Source organism: Arthrobacter sp. NPDC080073, assembly GCF_040686575.1.
Taxonomy (GTDB): Bacteria; Actinomycetota; Actinomycetes; order Actinomycetales; family Micrococcaceae; genus Arthrobacter.
The window spans coordinates 1-16,338 of the sequence record NZ_JBFBKR010000010.1; the positions used below are offsets into that span (position 1 = coordinate 1).

Here is a 16,338-nt window from a genome sequence, read left to right on the forward strand (position 1 = left end):
GTCCACTATGTGGTTCCCGAACAACAACCCGTTGCTCGCCGGAACCAATAACTGAATAACAACACCACAAAGTTGTAACCACAAAGACTTCCCACACCACACCCCGCCCACGGGCGGCCTGGTGACGGGTAACAGGGTTACGGCGGTCATAGCGTGGGGGAAACGCCCGGTCCCATTCCGAACCCGGAAGCTAAGACCCACAGCGCCGATGGTACTGCACCCGGGAGGGTGTGGGAGAGTAGGACACCGCCGGACAACCATTCACGGCCAGGCCCCGACACACACGTCGGGGCCTGACCCATTTAACAACACCCCCAACACACCCCGGCTCACATATCAACGGGTCCAGGCGCACCCCGGCTCCCATATGAGCCGGAAATCCCACACCCCGGCTCACGTATGAACGGTTCCGGGCGGACCCCGGCTCACATATGAGCCGGAAATCCCACACCCCGGCTCACGTATCAACGGTTCCGGGCGGACCCCGGCTCACATATGAGCCGGAAATCCCACACCCCGGCTCACCTATGAACGGTCGCGGGCGTCCGGGGGAAGCCCGCATATGTGAGCGGGCTCCCGCCGAAACCGGCTATATGCGAGCGGGCGTCCGGGGAAAGCCCGGTATATGTGAGCTGGCGTTCGGGGAAAGCCCGGTATATGTGAGCTGGCGTTCGGGGAAAGCCCGGTATATGTGAGCGGGCGTCGGCGAGGCTTCAGGCGATTTGGCTGCCCGAAGGGCCGACACTCCGCCTGCGGACTTGGATCCGCAAGCCAGCCGAAGCGGTCCCAGTCATACCTGGGGTTGTGATGATTCCCACGGGAAGCTGAATAGGCGGCCTTCGGGTGCGTTCGCGGATGGCTGTTCACCTAGAATTGCATAAGAGATACGAGCCGGATCCCGGCGGCGTGAGAACAAAATACGGATAAGAGCGGCTGCGCATGCGCCAGTGGTCAGCTCACAACAGGAGGAATCCATCATGGCTGAGCACAACGGCGGCAACCGCGGCAACTTCGGCGGTGGCCGTGGCGACCGCGGTCCGTTCCGCGCCAACAACAATTCCGGGGGCGACCCGCGAGGATTCCGTTCGAGGGACAACCGTGACGGCGCTACCGGCGGTGACCGTGATCGTAAGCCCTTTGGTGATCGTCCGCGTCGTGACGGGGATGCGCGCCCGAGCTTTGGTGATCGTGATCGTAAGCCGTTCGGCGACCGTCCGAGCCGTGAGGGCGATCGTGACCGTAAGCCCTTTGGTGATCGTGATCGTAAGCCTTTTGGAGATCGTCCGCGTCGTGACGGGGATGCGCGCCCTAGCTTTGGTGACCGTGATCGTAAGCCGTTCGGCGACCGTCCGAGCCGTGAGGGCGATCGTGACCGTAAGCCCTTTGGTGACCGTGATCGCAAACCTTTTGGTGATCGTCCGCGTCGTGACGGGGATGCGCGCCCGAGCTTTGGCGATCGCGATCGCAAACCTTTTGGTGATCGTCCGCGTCGTGACGGGGATGCGCGCCCGAGCTTTGGCGATCGTGACCGTAAGCCTTTTGGTGATCGTCCGCGTCGTGACGGGGATGCGCGCCCGAGCTTTGGTGACCGTGATCGTAAGCCTTTTGGTGATCGTCCGCGTCGTGACGGGGATGCGCGCCCGAGCTTTGGTGATCGTGATCGCAAACCTTTTGGTGATCGTCCGCGTCGTGACGGGGATGCCCGCCCGAGCTTTGGTGATCGTGATCGTAAGCCGTTCGGCGACCGTCCTCGCCGCGAAGGCGACGGAGAGCGCCGTAGCTTCGGCGACCGCCCCGAGCGCGGTCCCCGCAAGTTCGATGGCCCACGTAGCGAGGGACGCAGCCTCGGTGGCGGATCTTGGGAAGACCGTCCCGCGCGGGTTCCGAACGCGGCGGATCTGCGCAGCGCCAACCGCCCGGACCGCGAGCGTTCCCCGGAGATCGACGACGACGTTACGGGCCAGGAGCTCGACCGGGTCACGAAGCACCAGATCAAGACCCTTGAAGGTACCAATGCCGATTGGGTCGCCAAGCACTTGGTGATGGCGGGCCGCCTCATCGATATCGACCCTGAGCTGTCCTTCCAGCACGCCTTGGCTGCCAGCCGCCGTGGTGGACGTTTGGCAGCTGTCCGCGAAGCCGTGGGCCTGACCGCCTACGCTGCAGGCCACTATGGCGAGGCTCTTCGCGAATTCCGCACCTACCGCCGGATCAGCGGCTCCAACGTCCATTTGCCCCTCATGGCTGACTGCGAACGCGGTCTGGGACGGCCGGACCGTGCACTGGACGTCGTCCGTTCCCCCGAAGCACAGGACCTCGACGCGCCCGGCAAGGTTGAGCTGGCAATCGTGGCTTCGGGAGCCAGGACCGACCTTGGTCAGTTGGACGCCGCGGTGGCCGAGTTGGAGATCATCCAGCTCGACATCAACCGCGCCTTCTCCTACAGCCCGCGCCTGTTCCGTGCCTACGCAGACGCCCTGACGGCAGTGGGCCGCACGGAAGAAGCCGGCAAGTGGCAGCGCCAGGCCGTCGTGGCAGAAAATGCCCTCGGCGTAGGAGACTTCGAGGACCCGGACATCATCGACCTCGGCGAGGACGATGAAAGCGAAGCTCGCAAGCCTCGCTTCCGGAACATCGAGGAGAACGCGGAGCGGACCGAGGCGGACATGCCACAAACTGCGCCCGCACGCGCGGAGGCGGTCATCGCCCCTGAAGCCAGCGAACAGGACGATGTGGAACTCGACGACGTCGAGTCTGACTACTTTGAGTCCGACGACGCCGAGTCGGACCGCGATTCCGTGGAAGACACCGAAGACGTCGAAGACACCGAAGACGTCGAGGACACCGAGGACACCAAAGAATACGGGGAAGGCGGAGAAGAGGGCTCCGAGGGCGGCGAAGAGACCAAGAATGACTGAGGCCTCGCTGGTTTCGCAATTCGACGCTGTCCTCTCCGATCTGGACGGAGTCGTCTACGCAGGCCCGCATGCCATTCCCGGCGCCGTGGAGTCCCTGCAGCGGCTTGAATCGGTCGGGGTCCGGCTGGGCTACATAACCAACAACGCCTCGCGTACCCCGGCACAGGTGGCGGCGCATCTTCGTGAACTTGGCGCGCCCGCAGAGGACAACCAAGTGATCAGTTCTTCGCAGGCCGCCGGGGATCTTCTGGCAGGACTCCTGGCTCCGGGTTCGCGGGTAATGATTACCGGCAGTCCGGCGCTGGCCCACGAAATTGAACTCGTGGGCCTCAAGCCTGTTCACAGCGCCAAAGAGAACCCTGTGGCTGTGGTCCAGGGCTTCAACCCGGAAATCGGGTGGAAGGATCTGGCCGAGGCGTCCTACGTTGTTGCCGCAGGCGCCCTCTGGGTGGCTACCAATACGGACATGTCCATTCCCCAGGCCCGCGGGATTGCCCCCGGAAACGGCACCCTTGTGGCCGCCGTCGCGTCTGCCACCGGCAAACAGCCGCGGGTCGCCGGCAAGCCGGAGGCCCCGCTCTTCCACTCGGCGGCACGCAGGCTGAAATCGGAGCGTCCGATCGTTGTCGGAGACCGCCTGGACACCGATATCCTTGGCGGCAACCGTGCGGGCTTCGCGACGGCGGCCGTGCTCACCGGCGTCGACACGCCCGGGTCCATCCTTGCGGCACGAAGCCCGGAGCGCCCCGGCTACTTGCTGGCTGATCTCACGGAACTGCACGAGCCGTACCCCGAGATCGTCGAGGAGGACAGCGCGTTCCGCTGCGGAAAGGCAAGCGCCGAAGTCCAGGACGGCCTCATCACCGTCTCCGGGTCCGAGAAGGATCTGGACGCCTGGCGTGCTGCGTGCGCAGCCTGGTGGGCCGCCAATCCCGACGCCGCAGAGGCCACATCGCCGCGGCTCGAATGGCTGGAAAACTAGACTGGACCAATGAGCGAGAACGATCACCCGGAGAGTCCCGTCGACCTGCACGGCGTCGAACCGCACGATGCCCCGTGGCCGGACAACACGGCCCCTACAGGCGACGCCGCCGTGGATTCCGCCTTGGAGCCACTGTCGGGCATCTCCTCCCTGCCGGTGGCCGAGCATAGCGGTATCTACGCCGAGATCCACGACTCCTTGATGGCGTCCCTCGACGACGAAGAACGCTGAGCATGGCCAGACTCGACCAGGAACTCGTCAGCCGTGGATTGGCGAGATCGCGGACCCATGCCGCGAAGCTCATAGCGGACGGAAAAGTCAGTTCCGGGGGAAGCGTTCTCGCCAAGGCAGCGCAACAAGTCTCCGACGAGACGGAAATCGATGTTCAAGCACACGCCGAGGACGTTTACGCCAGCCGCGCCGGACACAAACTTGCCGGGGCGCTGGCGGCGTTCCCTTCCGTTGTCGTGGACGGGAAGCGGTGCCTCGACGCCGGCGCCTCCACCGGCGGTTTTACTGACGTGCTGCTCCGGCACGGTGCCGCGCACGTGGTGGCGGTCGACGTCGGGCATGACCAGTTGGTGCCGTCCCTGCGGAACGATCCACGCGTCGCAGTCCATGAAGGACTCAACGTCCGCTACATGACGCCCGGGCAAATCGGCGGGCCGGCCGCGCTCACCGTGGCAGACCTGTCCTTCATTTCCCTCACCCTCGTTCTGCATCCGCTCGCGGCGTGCACCGAACCCGGGGGAGACCTGATCCTCATGGTGAAGCCGCAGTTCGAGGTCGGCAAGGAACGGCTGAGCCGCACCGGCGTGGTCACCTCCGATCAAGAACGGCGGCGCGCGGTGGCGCAAGTCGCCAAAGCGGCCGTGGATGCAGGGCTTGAACTCTGTGGCCTGGCACCCAGTCCCTTGCCGGGCCAGGACGGAAATGTGGAGTACTTCCTGTGGATAAAACGCAGGATGCAGTCGGACTTGCCTAAGATCGAAGAGCGGGACGAGGAAGTTGCTGCACTGATGGAACGAATCTGGACCACCCACTAGAAAGCAGAACACCATGAGCAGGCGCGTTTTGGTCCTTGCCCACACAGGGCGTGAGGACTCCCTTCGCGCGGCCTGGGATGCCTGCGGGCAGCTCCACTACTCCGGCCTGATCCCCGTGATGCAGAAGTCCGAATTGGACGACATCGAACGGTTCTTTGGCGTGGTGGATAAGCCGATCGAGATACTGCACGAGGATGTCCGGTTGGAGGACGTCGAACTCGTCATGGTTCTCGGCGGCGACGGCACCATCCTGCGCGCGGCCGAGCTCGTCCGCAATGTCGACGTTCCCCTGCTGGGCGTGAACCTCGGGCATGTCGGTTTTCTCGCCGAGAGCGAGCGGGCCGATCTTGCCCAGACCGTCGAGTGGATCGCCAGCCGTGAATACACGGTGGAGGAGCGCATGACCATCGATGTCCAGGTGTGGGTCCGTGGCCAGAAGATCTGGCATACCTGGGCCCTCAACGAAGCCGCGATTGAAAAGGCTGACCGGGAGCGCATGATCGAAGTGGTGACGGAAGTGGATGAACGTCCGCTCACGTCGTTCGGTTGTGACGGGGTGGTGCTCGCTACCCCTACGGGCTCCACGGCCTATGCCTTCTCATCCGGCGGGCCCGTGGTGTGGCCCGAGGTGGAGGCCCTGGTGATTGTCCCCATCAGCGCCCACGCCCTCTTCGCCAAACCCCTCGTGGTTTCGCCGCGGTCCAGGCTGGCAGTGGAGATCCTCAGCCGAACCGACGCCCAAGGCGTGCTTTGGTGCGATGGCCGCCGTTCCGTGGACCTGCCGCCCGGCGCCCGGATCGAAGTAACCCGGTCCACCCGGCCCGTGCGGCTTGCCCGTACCCACCAGACGCCGTTCTCAGCGCGGCTCGTGCGGAAGTTTGAGCTCCCCATCCACGGCTGGCGGGGTCCGGCGCCCCGTTCGGCCGACATCCACACCGGTCCGACCCCCGTTATAAGGACCTTCAAGCCCAGCCCTTTGCCGACTCCCCAGGACGTGCGGACAGGCAGAGCGGCCGACCCCACAAAGGAGATGTAAACCATGATCGAGGAACTCCGGATCCGTGATCTCGGCGTCATCACCGACGCCACGTTGCCGTTGGGGCCCGGCCTGAGCGTCGTCACGGGTGAAACCGGCGCCGGCAAGACCATGGTGGTCACCGCCGTCGGCCTCCTTCTGGGAGCGCGGTCCGACGCCGGTGCGGTACGCTCGGGTGCCAAGTCGGCCTCAGCGGAGGCCCGGCTCTTGCTTGATCCGGGACACGCCGCGGTGGAACGGGCTGTGGAGGCAGGCGGCGACGCGGAAGAGTACGACGGCGGCACCCAGCTCCTGCTGGCCCGCACTGTGGGCGCGGACGGCCGCAGCCGTGCTTTCGTGGGCGGCCGGTCAGCGCCGGTGGGCGTCCTGGCGGAACTTGGCGAGAGCCTGGTGGTGGTGCATGGCCAGTCGGACCAGATACGGCTCAAAGGTGCCGTGGCGCAGCGGCACGCACTGGACCGCTTCGCCGGGGCCGACCTCGCCGCGACGCTCACGGATTACCAGGAGCTCTACAGTCATTGGAAGTCCACCCAGACGGAGCTCGACACCCTCCGCGGCGAGGCCCGGGAAAGGCTGCGCGAGGCGGAATCGCTCGAGGTCGCACTCCAGGAAATCGACGACGTCGATCCACAACCGGGCGAGGACGAGTCCCTCAAAGCCGAGGCAGTGAAACTGGCGAACGTGGAAGAGCTCCGCATCGCCGCAGCGGCAGCGCATGAAGCACTGATTTCGGAGGAATTCGGCGAAACGGCCGATGCCACGACGCTGATTGACTCGGCCAAACGGGCGCTGGACCAGGTGTCCGGACACGACGAAGCGTTGGCGGGAGCCGCCGCGCGGCTCGCCGAAATCGGCTTCCTCATCAACGACATCGCGGGGGAGCTGTCCAGCTACCAAGCCTCCCTGGACTCCGAAGGGCCCGAACGGCTTTCGGAGATCGAGGAGCGGCGCGCAGCACTGGCCAAACTCATCCGGAAGTACGCTCCGAGCATCGACGAGGTCTTGGAATGGGCGGCAGCGTCGCGGACCCGGCTCGACGAACTGCAGGATGACTCGAGCCGGATCGAAGCCCTTGACGCCGAGGTAACTGCCGCGGAATCAACATTGCGGAAGCAAGCCGCGCGCATTTCGAAGTTGCGATCGAAGGCGGCCAAAGAACTCTCCGCGCGCGTGAGCGCGGAACTCACCGCCCTTGCCATGGCGGATGCAACCCTGGTGATTGACGTGGACAGCCAGGGACAGTTGGGACCGCACGGCGTCGACGACATTTCCTTCCTCCTTCAACCGCACTCAGGTGCCCCCGCCCGCCCCCTCGGCAAGGGCGCGTCCGGTGGTGAGTTGTCCCGCGTCATGCTCGCCATCGAAGTGGTCCTCGCCGCCGTTGATCCGGTGCCCACCTTCGTCTTCGACGAGGTCGATGCCGGAGTGGGCGGGCGTGCCGCCGTCGAGATCGGACGCCGGCTGGCCATGCTGGCCCGCCACGTGCAGGTGCTGGTGGTAACCCATCTGCCGCAGGTGGCCGCCTTCGCCGATCAACACATCCGGGTCACCAAGACCTCGGTCAGGGGAAGCGACGGCAAGACCGCCACGGGCTTCACGTCCAGCGACGTCCAGCTCCTCGATGACGAGGAACGCGTGAAGGAGCTTGCCAGGATGCTGGCAGGACAGGAAGACTCGGAGTCGGCGCGGGCGCATGCCCAGGAGTTGCTGGACGACGCGAAGCTCCTGCCCCAGCAGGCGTAGCCGCCCGCCTGGGCTGTTTTCCCCGGTCGGGTGGACTTTACTCTTGATCCTTGCCCCACGGCAGGGGACTATTGAGCATTTGGGAAAACGGCTAGCGGATCCTTTGGAGGCGCAATTGATGATAGGCTCGAATTCCGTGGTGCAGCGATCAAATTCCCGTGTAAATTCCCGGTTCCCGGGCTCGTCCAAGACGACCAAACACATCTTTGTCACTGGCGGTGTGGCGTCCTCGCTCGGTAAGGGACTGACGGCTTCGAGCCTCGGCCACTTGCTGCGGGCACGCGGTTTGTCTGTAACTATGCAGAAGCTCGATCCCTATCTCAACGTGGATCCGGGCACGATGAACCCCTTCCAGCACGGCGAAGTCTTCGTCACTGACGACGGCGCCGAAACCGACCTCGACATCGGACACTACGAGCGCTTCCTCGATGAAAACCTTGAGGGTTCGGCCAACGTCACGACCGGTCAGATCTACTCGACAGTCATCGCCAAGGAACGGCGTGGTGAGTACCTCGGCGACACCGTCCAGGTCATCCCGCACATCACGGATGAGATCAAGCGCCGCATGCGCCTCCCCGCTGAGGGCAAGAACGCTCCTGATGTCATCATCACCGAAATCGGCGGCACCGTTGGCGACATCGAGTCGCAGCCTTTCCTCGAGTCCGCACGCCAGGTCCGCCAGGACATCGGCCGGAACAACGTCTTTTTCCTCCACGTCTCCTTGGTGCCGTACATCGGCCCCTCGCAGGAACTGAAGACCAAGCCAACGCAGCACTCCGTTGCTGCCCTGCGCTCCATCGGCATCCAGCCGGAAGCGATCGTGATCCGCTCGGACCGCGAAGTGCCGGACGCCATGCGCGAAAAGATCGGCCGCATGTGCGACGTCGATATTGACGCCGTGGTCAACGCCGCCGATGCCCCCAGCATCTACGACATCCCCAAGACGCTGCACTCCCAGGGTCTTGACTCCTATATCGTCCGGGCCTTGGACCTTCCGTTCAAGGACGTCGACTGGACCAGCTGGGACAAGCTCCTCGAAGCTGTCCACAATCCCAAGCACCAGGTTGAAGTTGCCCTCGTGGGCAAGTACATCGACCTCCCGGACGCCTACCTGTCCGTGACCGAGGCCTTGCGTGCCGGCGGTTTCGCGAACGAAACCAAGGTCAAGATCCGCTGGGTCCCGTCCGACGAATGCGAAACCCTCGAGGGCGCCACCAAGTCCCTGGGCGGCGTCGACGCCATATGTGTTCCCGGCGGCTTCGGTATCCGTGGCCTGGAGGGCAAGCTCGGCGCGCTCAAGTTCGCCCGCGAGACGAGGCTTCCGGTGCTGGGCCTTTGCCTCGGTCTCCAGTGCATGGTCATCGAGTACGCCCGCAATGTGGTCGGCCTCGAGGGTGCGTCCTCTAGCGAGTTCGAGCCCGACTCCAAGTACCCCGTCATTGCCACCATGGAAGAGCAGCTCGACATCGTGGACGGCAAGGGCGACCTTGGCGGCACCATGCGCCTGGGCCTGTACGAAGCCAAACTGGATGAAGGCTCCGTGGTTGCAGAGACCTATGGCGCGACAACGGTTAGCGAGCGTCACCGGCACCGCTACGAGGTCAACAACAAGTACCGCGAGCAGATCGCAGCCGAGGGACTCGTGTTCTCCGGAACGTCTCCCGACGGCAAACTGGTTGAGTTCGTGGAACTGCCGCGCGACGTGCACCCGTACTACGTGGCAACGCAGGCCCACCCCGAGCTCAGCTCCCGCCCCACGCGCCCCCACCCGCTGTTTGCCGGCCTCGTGAAGGCTGCGCTGGAACGTCAGTCAGGCGTGGATTCGGCAGCAAAGTCAGCCCGCAAGGTAGCTGCGAAGTAATCGCTCACACAAACGAAGGACGGCGCGATGCCCGGTATTTCTGAAACCCCCAGCACTTTTCGGAAGGTTTCGGACATGCCGAGCCCGCGCCGTCTTTTGTCGTCCAGCAAGGTCTATGAAGGCCGCATTTGGGACGTCGTCAGTGACGCCTTCGAACTGGGCGAAGACACCGGCACTTTGGTCCGTGACTACATCGACCATCCCGGCGCCGTTGCGGTGCTGCCGATGAACGTCGACGGCGAAATCCTGTTGCTCAAGCAATATCGCCACCCCGTCGGTATGGACCTGTGGGAGATTCCTGCCGGGCTTCTCGATGTGGCAGGCGAAGACTTCGTGGCGGGCGCGGCCAGGGAACTCGCGGAAGAGGCCGATCTTACGGCGGCCACGTGGAATGTCCTCGCGGACTTCTTCAATTCCCCCGGCTCCTCGAGCGAGGCGATTCGAATCTATCTGGCGCGCGGATTGGCAGAGGTTCCCGAGGCCGAACGGCACGTCCGCACAGATGAAGAAGCCGAAATCGAGCTGGTGTGGGTCACGCTCGACGAAGCTGTTTCAGCGGTGCTCGAAGGCCGCCTGCACAACCCGTCCGCCGTCGTCGGGATCCTCGCAGCCGCCGCCGCGCGCGCCGACGGCTTCAGGAACCTGCGGCCCGCCAACGCTCCCTGGCCCGCCCACCCGAGCCAGCGCTGACCGTGCCCCAGCTCGCGGAGACCCGGGTCCAGACCGCCATTGACCGGGCCGTCACGGACTACCTGCAACACCTCGGCGTGGAACGAGGCCTCGCAAGCAACACTTTATCCGCTTACCGCCGGGATCTGTCCCGCTATTCGAACTTCCTGGCAGCGTCCGGAGTCGACAACCCGGGCAATATCTCCCGGCACGACGTCACTGCTTTTGTACAGGCGCTGGCCGACGGCTCCGACGGCGGCGCCGCACTCGGCGTCCGCTCTGCGGCACGCACTGTGGTTGCCGTCCGGGGCCTCCACAAGTTTTGGGCGCTGGAGGGGACGACGACGGCGGACCCCGCGAGCGATGTCCACCCGCCAATGCCGGGCAAGCGTCTGCCAAAGGCCATTAGCGTCGGCGAAGTGACCCGGATCCTTGAAGCCGCCGGCGCCGATACCGCCACCGGGTTGAGGGACCGGGCCCTTTTGGAGTTCCTCTACTCCACAGGTGCCCGCATCAGCGAAGCTGTAGGCCTCGACGTCGATGATGTCTCCCTCGAAGCGGAAGCCGATGGCCCCGCGATCGTACGGCTCTTCGGAAAAGGCTCCAAGGAGCGCTTGGTGCCACTGGGGTCCTACGGTGCCCGCGCCGTCAGCTCCTATGTGGTTCGCGGACGGCCTGCGTTGGCCGCCAAGGGAAAAGGCACCCCGGCGCTGTTCCTGAATGCCCGCGGAGGCCGGATCAGCCGGCAGAGTGCCTGGACCATTCTCAAGACTGCGGCGGAGAAGGCCAACATCACCAAGGACGTCTCCCCGCACACCCTCCGGCATTCTTTCGCCACGCATCTGCTTGAGGGCGGCGCCGATGTCCGGGTGGTGCAGGAACTCCTGGGCCACGCCTCGGTCACAACAACACAGGTGTACACCCTGGTCACTGCCGACACCTTGCGCGAGGTCTACGCGGCCGCGCATCCGCGGGCGCTTGGCTGACCCAGGCCACTTAACGCAGTCCGGTGCCGGTCACGCCAAGACCCTGAAGGTCAGCTCCACCGCGTTCAGGAACAACGCCAGAATGGACATGCCGAGGCCGGCGACGAGCAGAAGGCCCGGGTGCGCCAAGCCGACAACCACCCGCCTCAGATTCGGCCGGGAGCGCAGGAATTTCTTCGGCACGCGCGAGCTGGCGGGACTTTGACTCCAGCCACGCAAACGGCGCAGGAACCACGCGCAGCGGACGATGAAAGCCATCCACAGCACCGAAATCACAAGCGGGACTGCTGCCACGAGCAAGTTGAAGCCGAGGGCCGTGACTTCGCGCTCGGAACTTCCCACGGCTGCCTGGACAGTCGTGGAGATCGAGGCGCTCATGACCACTGAAACGCCCCATACGAGGAACGCAGTCACCAGTGCCAGGAATCGCACGAAGAAGTGGCCCAGCACTGATTCGTTTCGTGGTTGCAGATGCCTGCGGGGAGTTGCGTGCAGCACCGCGAGGGTGGACAGAAGGGTCGGCAGTGCGGCCATACCGACCAGCAGGTACCAGCTCCAGCCAGCCAGGTTCAGGAATTCATCGAGCACGATCAACAACGCCCAGAATCCGGTCCATACCCACCCGGCGTGGAGCGGATGCCGAACCAGCCAGCCAGGCAGCCAGGCCTCGGGGGCTTGCCCTGGCGGGGCGGCTGCCTCTCCTGGCGGGGCCTCCGCCGGCGTGGGCCCCTCACCCTCGTCCACGCTCATGGGCCAACTGTAGCAAGGACGAGCTCGCGACGATCCGCGCAGAGTTAGGCTTGGTCAATGACTGCAGCTCACGTCACCTTGTGCTTCCTGCTCCGCGACGGCGACGCCGGCCAGGAGGTGCTTCTGGGCCGGAAGAAAACCGGCTTCGGCAGTGGAAAGATCGTGGGCGTAGGCGGGCATGTGGAGTTCGGAGAAACTGCTGCCGAGGCTGTCTGCCGGGAGGTGGAAGAAGAAATCTTCGTCCATGTCGAACAGCGGCATCTCATTCCTGCCGGGACAGTGGACTTCGTCTTCCCGGCCAAGGCGGAGTGGAACATGTTCACCACGGTGTATCTGACCGAGCAATGGACCGGCGAACCCGCCGAAAGCGATGAAATAGCACCTCAGTGGTACCGGGTGGCAGGGCTCCCTGTCGAGCGGATGTGGGCCGACGCCGAACACTGGCTGCCTGCCATGATTTCCGGTGAGCGCATCGCGGTCGAAGTGGTGCTCGCGGATGACAACGAAAGCGTCGCAGAAGTGCACACCGCGGACTGGCTGGATTTGGGCGCTGCTCTCTGACTGCTGAAAGATTCCCAAAAAGCTTGCAGTGAACTGTAACTTTGTCCGCCTGCGGTGAGAACGACGTCGGGCCGGCACCTGGGCCCACGCGGCCAGGGGGCTCGTGGGGAGTGACCGGCCCGCCGTCGAACGTTCCGAAAAACTAGGGCAGGTGCCGTTCGTCCACGCCGTTGTATTCGCTCAGCGGGCGGATCAGCGAATTTGATCCGAGCTGCTCCATGATGTGTGCTGTCCAGCCGGTGATGCGGCTGGCGACGAACAGCGGGGTGAATGTCGGGGTGTCGAAGCCCATGAGGTGGTACGTGGGCCCGGCGGGGTAGTCGAGGTTTGGCTTGATGGCTTTGGCCTCGTCCATGGCCTGCTCGAGCCCGTTGTACAGGCCCAGTATTTCGGGCCGGCCGTAGTGGGCGATCATCTTGTCCAGTGCGGCCTTCATGGTGGGCACCCTGGAGTCACCGTGCTTGTACACACGGTGCCCGAATCCCATGACCTTCTTCTTCTGCGCCAGGGCGTTCTCCATCCAGGTCTTCGCCCGGGCGGCTGCGTCCTCGAGTGATTCCTCGGTGCGGATGCCGATTTCCTCGAAGGTGTGCATGACGGCTTCGTTGGCGCCGCCGTGCAGGGGGCCTTTGAGGGCGCCGATCGCCGCGGTCACGGCGGAGTGCAGGTCCGAGAGGGTGGAGGTGACCACGCGGGCGGTGAAGGTGGACGCATTGAAGGAGTGCTCGGCGTAGAGGATCATCGAGACGTTGAATGCCTTCACGACCTCTTCTACCGGGTCCTCGCCGAAGGTCATCCACAGGAAGTTCGCGGAGTAGCCGAGGTCTTCGCGGGGTTCCACGACGCCCTGGCCGCGACGGCGGCGCTGGTCGTAGGCGACCACCGCGGGCATGGCCGCGAACAAGTCAATGGCCTTGGCCATGTTTGCTTCCGGGGTGGAATCCTCGGTCAGCGGGTGCCTAGCTCCCAGCACCGAAGCGGCCGTCCGGCAGACATCCATGGGGTGGGCCGTCGTCGGCAGCGTATCGATGACCTGCTTTACTACGGGGTCAAGGGCGCGGCCCGCGCGCTCGCGGGCTGTGAACTCTGCAAGCTCCTCCGGCGTGGGCAATTCACCGTTCCACAGCAGGAAGGCAACTTCTTCGAAGCTGCACTTGGCGGCGAGTTCCTGCACGGGGTAGCCGCGGTACAGCAGCGAGTTGGTGTCCGGGTTGACCTTGGAGATCGCGGTGTAGTCAACTACGACGCCGGCCAGGCCTTTCTTGATCTCAACAGCTACCATGCTGTTCTCCTTCGTTCATCGGCAAGCACTCCGGAATAGCCGGAACGCCTGCATCCCTTGGTTGATCCAGTTACCGGCTGAGCCCAGGAACCTGGAAGTTGAAAACGCTCGTGTCGAAGTGGTTGTAAGCCTCGTAGTCCACGAGGTCATAGAGCCGCGCACGGGTGAGCATGTTCTCCACCTGCGCCTCCTGCGTTCCTGTGGCCTTGATCGTTTCCAGCGTACGCTCTGCAGCCCCCATGGCAATGCGGAGCAGGGTGACCGGGTAGATCACCATGTTCACGCCGACGCCCTGGAGCTGTTCGGTGGTGAAGAGATCGCTCTTGCCGAACTCGGTCATGTTGGCCAGGATCGGCACATCCACTGCATCACGGATGGCTTGGAACTCGGACAGATCCCTCATGGCTTCAGGGAAGATGGCGTCGGCGCCGGCTTCGACGAGCGCCCGGGCACGTTCCTGCGCTGCCTCGATGCCGTCGACGGCGCGGATGTCGGTGCGGGCCATGATGAGGAAGTTCTCATCCCGGCGGGCGTCGGCGGCGGCGCGGATGCGCTTGGCGGCGGTGTCGGTGTCGACGACGTTCTTGCCGTCCAGATGCCCGCAGCGCTTCGGGTTGAACTGGTCCTCGATGTGGCAGCCGGCGAGGCCGGCGTTTTCGAGTTCCTGGATGGTGCGGGCCACGTTCATCGGCTCGCCGAATCCGGTGTCCGCGTCCACCAGGGCCGGCAGCTCGGTCATGCGGGCGATCTGCCCGGCCCGGGTGGCGACCTCCGTGAGTGTGGTGAGACCGATGTCGGGCAGGCCGAGGTCGTTGGCGAGCACGGCACCGGAAATGTAGACGCCGGGGAAGCCTTTCTCCTCGATCAGCCGTGCCGAGAGCGGGTTGAACGCGCCGGGGAACTGGACGATGGTCCCGGAGTTCAACAGTTCGCGGAGCTTGAGGCGCTTCTGTTCGGGCGTGGTCTTGGAGTACAGCATCTAGAACAGTCCCTTCGGCGCGGCGGCGAGGTCGATGACGCCGGGGGCGGCAGCGATGTTCAGCTGGTCCAGCTCACCCGGTCCCAGTTCCGGGAGGCGTTCGACGGCGCCGAGGAACCTTTCGATTTCGGCCTCCTCGACCACACCGGCAGCAAGGGTGCGGAACTTGTTCACGTACTGTTCCCGGGCGAACGGTCGGGCGCCGAGCGGGTGGGCGTCGGCCACGGCGATCGATTCGGTGATGACCGTTCCGTCCGTGAGGGTGATTTCCACGGTGCCGCCGAAGGCCTTCTCCGCAATGTCCAGGGAGTGGTAGCGGCGGGTCCATTCGGGGTCTTCCACGGTGGTGACCTTGTGCCAGAGTTCCACGGTGTCCGGGCGGGAGGCCCGTTCGGGGGCGTAGGAGTGGACGTGGTGCCAGGTGCCGTCCTGCAGGGCGACGGTGAAGATGTACGGGATGGAGTGGTCCAGGGTTTCCCGGGAGGCGGTGGGGGAGTATTTCTGGGGGTCGTTGGCGCCTGAGCCGATCACGTAGTGGGTGTGGTGGCTGGTTTTGATCAGGACGGATTCCACGTTGGCCGGGTCGGTGGTTTCGGGGTGCTCGCGGTTCAGCTTGCGGGCGAGGTCGATCCAGGCCTGGGCCTGGTATTCGGCGGAGTGTTCCTTGGTGTAGGTGTCCAGGATGGCGCGCTTGGGTTCCCCGGCCTCAGGGAGCGGGACCTCGTAGGAGGCGTCCGGGCCGTCGAGCATCCAGGCGATGACGCCGTCTTCGCCTTCGTAGATGGGCACGGGCGAGGTCTGCCCGCGCATGGCCCGGTCCGCGGATTCGACCGCCATTTTGCCGGCGAACGCAGGGGCGTGGGCCTTCCACGTGGAGATTTCGCCCTTCCGGGACTGCCGGGTGGCGGTGGTGGTGTGCAGGGCCTGCCCGACGGACTGGAAGATCGTCTCGACGTCGAGGCCCAGGAGGGTGCCGATGCCTGCCGCGGCGGAGGGGCCGAGGTGGGCCACGTGGTCGATCTTGTGCTTGTGCAGGCAGATCGCCTTGACCAGGTTCACCTGGATTTCGTAGCCGGTGGCGATGCCGCGGATCAGGTCCTTGCCGCCGGAGCCGACGTGCTGGGCCACGGCCAGGATCGGGGGAATGTTGTCGCCCGGGTGGGAGTAGTCCGCGGCCAGGAACGTGTCGTGGTAGTCAAGTTCTCGGACGGCGACGCCGTTGGCCCAGGCGGCCCATTCGGGGGAGACTTTGTCGCTGATCCCGAAAACGGAGGAGCCCTTGCCGTTGGTGGTTGGCGCGTGGGTCAGGGCCTGCGCGCGGGCGGCGATGATCGGGGCACGGTTCAGGGAGGCAATGGCAACGGAGGCATTGTCGATGATCCGGTTGATGATCATGTCGGTGACCTCGGGAGTCACCTCGACGGGGTCGGCGGCGACCGTGGCGATCTTGTGCGCCAACTGCTCCTCACGGGGAAGGTTCTCTTCGCTCTTGTAGACGCGGACGTGGTTGTTCTTCACCATGGTG

Annotated in this window: 15 protein-coding genes and 1 rRNA gene; 11 read left to right on the top strand and 5 right to left on the bottom strand. The window is 64.8% G+C overall.

Going from position 1 to position 16,338, the window contains the following annotated elements; genetic code table 11:
- Positions 1–138: 138 nt before the first annotated feature.
- A 5S ribosomal RNA gene (gene rrf / locus AB0O52_RS12780) occupies positions 139–255 on the top strand.
- Positions 256–956: 701 nt separating this feature from the next.
- On the opposite strand, the gene AB0O52_RS12785 is transcribed toward rrf, so the two are convergent.
- Positions 957–2,036 (bottom strand): hypothetical protein, encoded by a 1,080-nt coding sequence (locus tag AB0O52_RS12785; RefSeq protein ID WP_364538061.1) that lies wholly within the window; start codon positions 2,034–2,036, stop codon positions 957–959.
- A 6-nt stretch (positions 2,037–2,042) separates the two neighbouring features.
- Between AB0O52_RS12785 and AB0O52_RS12790 the strand changes: the two genes are divergently transcribed.
- The 9 genes from AB0O52_RS12790 (at position 2,043) to xerD (ending at position 11,241) form a co-directional block, all read left to right on the top strand.
- Positions 2,043–2,918, top strand: a complete 876-nt coding sequence (locus AB0O52_RS12790; protein WP_364538063.1) for a hypothetical protein — start codon at positions 2,043–2,045, stop codon at positions 2,916–2,918.
- Positions 2,911–3,900, top strand: coding sequence for an HAD-IIA family hydrolase (locus AB0O52_RS12795; protein ID WP_364538065.1), 990 nt, complete (start codon positions 2,911–2,913; stop codon positions 3,898–3,900). Before AB0O52_RS12790 ends, AB0O52_RS12795 begins: the two co-directional genes overlap by 8 nt.
- A gap of 9 nt (positions 3,901–3,909) precedes the next feature.
- Complete coding sequence (locus AB0O52_RS12800; RefSeq protein WP_364538067.1) at positions 3,910–4,131, top strand: hypothetical protein; 222 nt, start codon at positions 3,910–3,912, stop codon at positions 4,129–4,131.
- A gap of 2 nt (positions 4,132–4,133) precedes the next feature.
- Positions 4,134–4,946, top strand: a complete 813-nt coding sequence (locus AB0O52_RS12805; RefSeq protein WP_364538069.1) for a TlyA family RNA methyltransferase — start codon at positions 4,134–4,136, stop codon at positions 4,944–4,946.
- 13 nt (positions 4,947–4,959) lie between these two features.
- Entirely contained in the window at positions 4,960–5,982 is a 1,023-nt protein-coding gene (locus AB0O52_RS12810) for an NAD kinase (RefSeq protein WP_364538071.1), read from the top strand.
- 3 nt (positions 5,983–5,985) lie between these two features.
- Positions 5,986–7,725, top strand: coding sequence for a DNA repair protein RecN (gene recN, locus AB0O52_RS12815; RefSeq protein ID WP_364538073.1), 1,740 nt, complete (start codon positions 5,986–5,988; stop codon positions 7,723–7,725).
- A 118-nt stretch (positions 7,726–7,843) separates the two neighbouring features.
- Positions 7,844–9,586, top strand: a complete 1,743-nt coding sequence (locus tag AB0O52_RS12820; RefSeq protein WP_364538075.1) for a CTP synthase — start codon at positions 7,844–7,846, stop codon at positions 9,584–9,586.
- Positions 9,587–9,613: 27 nt separating this feature from the next.
- Positions 9,614–10,276 carry an NUDIX hydrolase gene (locus tag AB0O52_RS12825; protein WP_364538077.1) on the top strand — a complete coding sequence of 221 codons (663 nt, stop codon included), beginning with the start codon at positions 9,614–9,616 and terminating at the stop codon, positions 10,274–10,276.
- A 2-nt stretch (positions 10,277–10,278) separates the two neighbouring features.
- Positions 10,279–11,241 (top strand): site-specific tyrosine recombinase XerD, encoded by a 963-nt coding sequence (xerD, locus tag AB0O52_RS12830; RefSeq protein ID WP_364538079.1) that lies wholly within the window; start codon positions 10,279–10,281, stop codon positions 11,239–11,241.
- Between the two features lie 30 nt (positions 11,242–11,271).
- Here the strand turns inward: xerD and AB0O52_RS12835 are convergent, their stop codons facing one another.
- Positions 11,272–11,991, bottom strand: coding sequence for a hypothetical protein (locus AB0O52_RS12835; RefSeq protein WP_364538081.1), 720 nt, complete (start codon positions 11,989–11,991; stop codon positions 11,272–11,274).
- A 57-nt stretch (positions 11,992–12,048) separates the two neighbouring features.
- Here AB0O52_RS12835 and AB0O52_RS12840 point away from each other — a divergent pair, with 57 nt between their 5' ends.
- Entirely contained in the window at positions 12,049–12,552 is a 504-nt protein-coding gene (locus tag AB0O52_RS12840; RefSeq protein WP_364538083.1) for an 8-oxo-dGTP diphosphatase, read from the top strand.
- A 142-nt stretch (positions 12,553–12,694) separates the two neighbouring features.
- Here the strand turns inward: AB0O52_RS12840 and AB0O52_RS12845 are convergent, their stop codons facing one another.
- The 3 genes from AB0O52_RS12845 to AB0O52_RS12855 all read right to left on the bottom strand — a co-directional run bounded on the left by AB0O52_RS12845 (position 12,695) and on the right by AB0O52_RS12855 (position 16,334).
- Positions 12,695–13,834 (bottom strand): bifunctional 2-methylcitrate synthase/citrate synthase, encoded by a 1,140-nt coding sequence (locus AB0O52_RS12845; protein ID WP_364538085.1) that lies wholly within the window; start codon positions 13,832–13,834, stop codon positions 12,695–12,697.
- Between the two features lie 70 nt (positions 13,835–13,904).
- Complete coding sequence (gene prpB, locus AB0O52_RS12850) at positions 13,905–14,813, bottom strand: methylisocitrate lyase (protein ID WP_364538087.1); 909 nt, start codon at positions 14,811–14,813, stop codon at positions 13,905–13,907.
- Entirely contained in the window at positions 14,814–16,334 is a 1,521-nt protein-coding gene (locus tag AB0O52_RS12855; RefSeq protein WP_364538089.1) for an MmgE/PrpD family protein, read from the bottom strand.
- Between the last annotated feature and the right edge of the window lie 4 nt (positions 16,335–16,338).

What these genes read in the sequence shown, in the direction of transcription:
- AB0O52_RS12790 (WP_364538063.1), top strand. Translation starts at nt 2,043, where the DNA reads ATGGCGGGCCGCCTCATCGATATCGACCCTGAGCTGTCCTTCCAGCAC.
- AB0O52_RS12795 (WP_364538065.1), top strand. Translation starts at nt 2,911, where the DNA reads ATGACTGAGGCCTCGCTGGTTTCGCAATTCGACGCTGTCCTCTCCGAT.
- AB0O52_RS12845 (WP_364538085.1), bottom strand. Translation starts at nt 13,834, where the DNA reads ATGGTAGCTGTTGAGATCAAGAAAGGCCTGGCCGGCGTCGTAGTTGAC.
- AB0O52_RS12835 (WP_364538081.1), bottom strand. Translation starts at nt 11,991, where the DNA reads ATGAGCGTGGACGAGGGTGAGGGGCCCACGCCGGCGGAGGCCCCGCCA.
- recN (WP_364538073.1), top strand. Translation starts at nt 5,986, where the DNA reads ATGATCGAGGAACTCCGGATCCGTGATCTCGGCGTCATCACCGACGCC.
- AB0O52_RS12820 (WP_364538075.1), top strand. Translation starts at nt 7,844, where the DNA reads ATGATAGGCTCGAATTCCGTGGTGCAGCGATCAAATTCCCGTGTAAAT.
- AB0O52_RS12800 (WP_364538067.1), top strand. Translation starts at nt 3,910, where the DNA reads ATGAGCGAGAACGATCACCCGGAGAGTCCCGTCGACCTGCACGGCGTC.
- AB0O52_RS12840 (WP_364538083.1), top strand. Translation starts at nt 12,049, where the DNA reads ATGACTGCAGCTCACGTCACCTTGTGCTTCCTGCTCCGCGACGGCGAC.
- AB0O52_RS12825 (WP_364538077.1), top strand. Translation starts at nt 9,614, where the DNA reads ATGCCCGGTATTTCTGAAACCCCCAGCACTTTTCGGAAGGTTTCGGAC.
- prpB (WP_364538087.1), bottom strand. Translation starts at nt 14,813, where the DNA reads ATGCTGTACTCCAAGACCACGCCCGAACAGAAGCGCCTCAAGCTCCGC.
- AB0O52_RS12810 (WP_364538071.1), top strand. Translation starts at nt 4,960, where the DNA reads ATGAGCAGGCGCGTTTTGGTCCTTGCCCACACAGGGCGTGAGGACTCC.
- AB0O52_RS12855 (WP_364538089.1), bottom strand. Translation starts at nt 16,334, where the DNA reads ATGGTGAAGAACAACCACGTCCGCGTCTACAAGAGCGAAGAGAACCTT.
- AB0O52_RS12805 (WP_364538069.1), top strand. Translation starts at nt 4,134, where the DNA reads ATGGCCAGACTCGACCAGGAACTCGTCAGCCGTGGATTGGCGAGATCG.